Here is a 2,769-nt window from a genome sequence, read left to right on the forward strand (position 1 = left end):
GCGAGCCGCTCGACCGCACCGCCGGTTACGTCCCTGAACATCCCGGCATTGCCGTACGCCCGTGCGGCGAGCATCGCGCCATAGACCAGCGAGACGAACGTCGCGGCCTCGGTCGGCACCGACACGCCCGGCTGCACGACGCCGTCCTTCACCCCGGCCTCGAGCACACGCGCAAGCCACGCGGCGAGGTCGTCGAAATGCGCCTTCACCGCCCGCGCGACGTCGTCAGGCAGCGCCGGCAGCTCCGCGCCGAGCATGCCGGCCACGCAGAACGGCGCGCTGTCGTCCGCGATGCAACGCTCCCAGTAGCCGATGTACGCGCGCATCTGCACCAGCGCGTCGGCGCCGCTCGCGTCGAGCAGCGCCATGTCGGCATCGAACTTCGCCTGCGACTGCTGCAGCACGGCGACCGCCAGATCCGCCTTGGTCGGGAAATGGTGATGAATGCTCGCCTTGCGGATGTCGATCGCATCGGCGATGTCGGCATAGCTGAACCCGCTGTAGCCGCGCCGCATGATCAGTTGCCGCCCCGCTTCGAGGATGCGGCCCGCGGTACTGTCCCCAGTGACCGTCATATCTACCTACCTTCTAGTCGGATGAAAACTTGAATAGTTTACCGCCGCGAGATACTGTTTTCTAGCAGTGCTTTCTCCTTGAAGTTAAAACTACCTACTAGTAGGATGGCTACATCGACGGAACAAAACGACTGTCGATACCCGACGGTTCCCAACCTGCCTTTCTTCTGGAGAATGATCATGAAGCGCTCGTCCCAACTCCGCCGCATCGCTGCCGCACTCACCGTTTCCGCCGCCGCATTCGGCTCGCACGCCGCCGTCGCCGCGCCCGTCAAGAACGTCGTGCTGGTGCACGGCTACTTCGCCGACGGCTCGGGGTGGCAAGCCGTATCGAACATCCTGGCGCGCGACGGCTACAAGGTTGCCGTCGTGCAGCAGCCCGAAACGTCGTTCGACGACGACGTGAAGGCAACCCGCCGCGTCGTCGACGCGCAGGACGGCCCGAGCATCCTCGTCGGCCACAGCTATGGCGGCGCGGTGATCACCGAAGCCGGCAACGACGACAAGGTCGCGGGCCTCGTCTACGTGGCCGCGTTCCAGCCCGACACCGGCGAGAGCCCGCTCGACCTGACCAAGAAGACGCCGCCCGCCACCCAGGCGATCAAGGCCACGCAGGACGGCTACCTGTATTTCGACCCGGCGTCGTTCCACGCGGATTTCGCGGCCGACGTGCCGGCGGCTGCAGCGAAGTTCATGGCGATCTCGCAAGTCACGCCGGCCGCCCAGTCGTTCGGCGTGCCGATCACGCACGCCGCATGGCGCACCAAGCCGAGCTGGGCGGTGGTCGCCACGGCCGACCGCGCGATCAACCCGGAACTCGAACGCTTCATGACGCAGCGCGCCGGCAGCAAGACGATCGAACTCAAGTCGAGCCACGTCGCCTACATCTCGCATCCGGCCGAAGTCGCGAAGCTGATCGAGCAGGCCGCCAAGGGCGCCGGCAAGGAGTGACGCAGCGCGTCACCCCGATCTGCTCGTTGACGCAACCCCACCGAGTAACGTATCGTTTTGATACGTTACTCGGTGGGGTTTTCCTGTCATGCATTCCCGTTTCGACCGCTTTCGCACCACCGCGCTCGGCGCCCAGCTCGAAGCACTGATCGCGCAACCCGGGCACTACGCCGAATTCGCCGCGCTGTCGCGCGTGGGCGTCGCCGCAATCGGCGCGATCCAGCACGAGATCGCACTGAAATTCCCCGAAATCGAAACCGACACGACCGCCCGTCAGTTCTGCGGTGCGATGGTCGCGGAAGTCATGCGTCGTCACGGCCACGACGTCGTGCAGGCGCGCGGGCGGCTCGGCGGCACGCTGTTCAGCTATGGCGCGGTATTCAGCGCGTATCCGCAGTTGCTGCCGTTCGCCGACGTCGTCGCCGCGCTCGCCCGCCTGCCCGATCGGCTCGCCGCGTATGCGGCGCACGTGCCCGCCGCGCTGTGGACACGGCGCCCCGACGGCACGGGCTTCTCGCTGGTCGAGCACGCGTGCCACCTGCGCGATCTCGACGCGGTGTTCGCCGAACGCATCGACGCCGTGCGCACGCTCGACCTGCCGGTGATCGCGTCCGTCGACGGCACCGTGCTCGCCGCGCAACGCGACTATCTCGCCCAGCCGCTCGACGCCGCCGTCCCGGCATTCCGCACGGGACGCGTCGCACTGTGCGCAACCGCGGCCACGCTCGATCCCGCGCAACTCGCACGCTGCGGGTTGCGCGACGGCATCCGCCGCATGTCGCTCGACGAACTCGTGCGCGAACTGCTCGACCACGACCGCACGCACGTGCTCGAACTCGACGAACTGCTCGCCGAACTCGAATTGCCGCCCCTTCCTTCCGCGCCCGCCCCATGACCCAGCCCACGCCCGTCGTCTTCATTCACGGTTTCATCGGCACGCTCGACGTGCGCGGGTGGAACGGCCCGCACCTCGCCCCCGACCTGCTCGGCTACGGCGCGCATCGCGCGGGTCCGTTCGACGCGATCACGCTCGCCGCGCAGGTCGAGCATGTCCGCCATACCGTCGATACGCACTTCGGCACGCAGCCGGTCGATGTCGTCGGCCACTCGGTCGGCGGCGCAATCGCGATGCTGTTCGCGCATGCGCATCCCGAACGCGTGCGGCGGATCGTCAACGTCGAAGGCAACTTCACGCTCGACGATGCGTTCTGGTCGGCGTCGGTCGGCCGCATGACGCCCGCCG

The 2,769-nt window shown here is 67.4% G+C and carries 4 protein-coding genes; 3 read left to right on the forward strand and 1 reads right to left on the reverse strand.

Annotation, left to right across the window (positions count from 1 at the left end; translation table 11 throughout):
• The coding region (locus JYJ84_RS33355) for a TetR/AcrR family transcriptional regulator (RefSeq protein ID WP_205190034.1) at positions 1 to 575 on the reverse strand (575 nt) is incomplete at its 3' end.
• Positions 576 to 755: 180 nt separating this feature from the next.
• On the opposite strand from JYJ84_RS33355, the gene JYJ84_RS33360 reads away from it, so the two are divergent.
• The 3 genes from JYJ84_RS33360 to JYJ84_RS33370 form a co-directional block, all read left to right on the forward strand.
• The gene (locus JYJ84_RS33360) at positions 756 to 1,526 is read left to right on the forward strand and encodes an alpha/beta hydrolase (protein WP_175221233.1); all 771 of its coding nucleotides are present in this window, start codon (positions 756 to 758) and stop codon (positions 1,524 to 1,526) included.
• Between the two features lie 88 nt (positions 1,527 to 1,614).
• Positions 1,615 to 2,421, forward strand: coding sequence for a DinB family protein (locus JYJ84_RS33365; protein ID WP_175221232.1), 807 nt, complete (start codon positions 1,615 to 1,617; stop codon positions 2,419 to 2,421).
• Positions 2,418 to 2,769, forward strand: a 352-nt coding sequence (locus tag JYJ84_RS33370) for an alpha/beta fold hydrolase (RefSeq protein ID WP_205190035.1), incomplete at its 3' end; no start/stop codon positions are given. The genes JYJ84_RS33365 and JYJ84_RS33370, both read left to right, overlap by 4 nt.

The organism is Burkholderia sp. LMG 13014 (genome assembly GCF_905232215.1).
In the GTDB taxonomy this organism is placed as follows: Bacteria; Pseudomonadota; Gammaproteobacteria; order Burkholderiales; family Burkholderiaceae; genus Burkholderia.

Coding starts and splice junctions, on each gene's coding strand:
- JYJ84_RS33360 (WP_175221233.1), top strand. CDS start 756: ATGAAGCGCTCGTCCCAACTCCGCCGCATCGCTGCCGCACTCACCGTT.
- JYJ84_RS33365 (WP_175221232.1), top strand. CDS start 1,615: ATGCATTCCCGTTTCGACCGCTTTCGCACCACCGCGCTCGGCGCCCAG.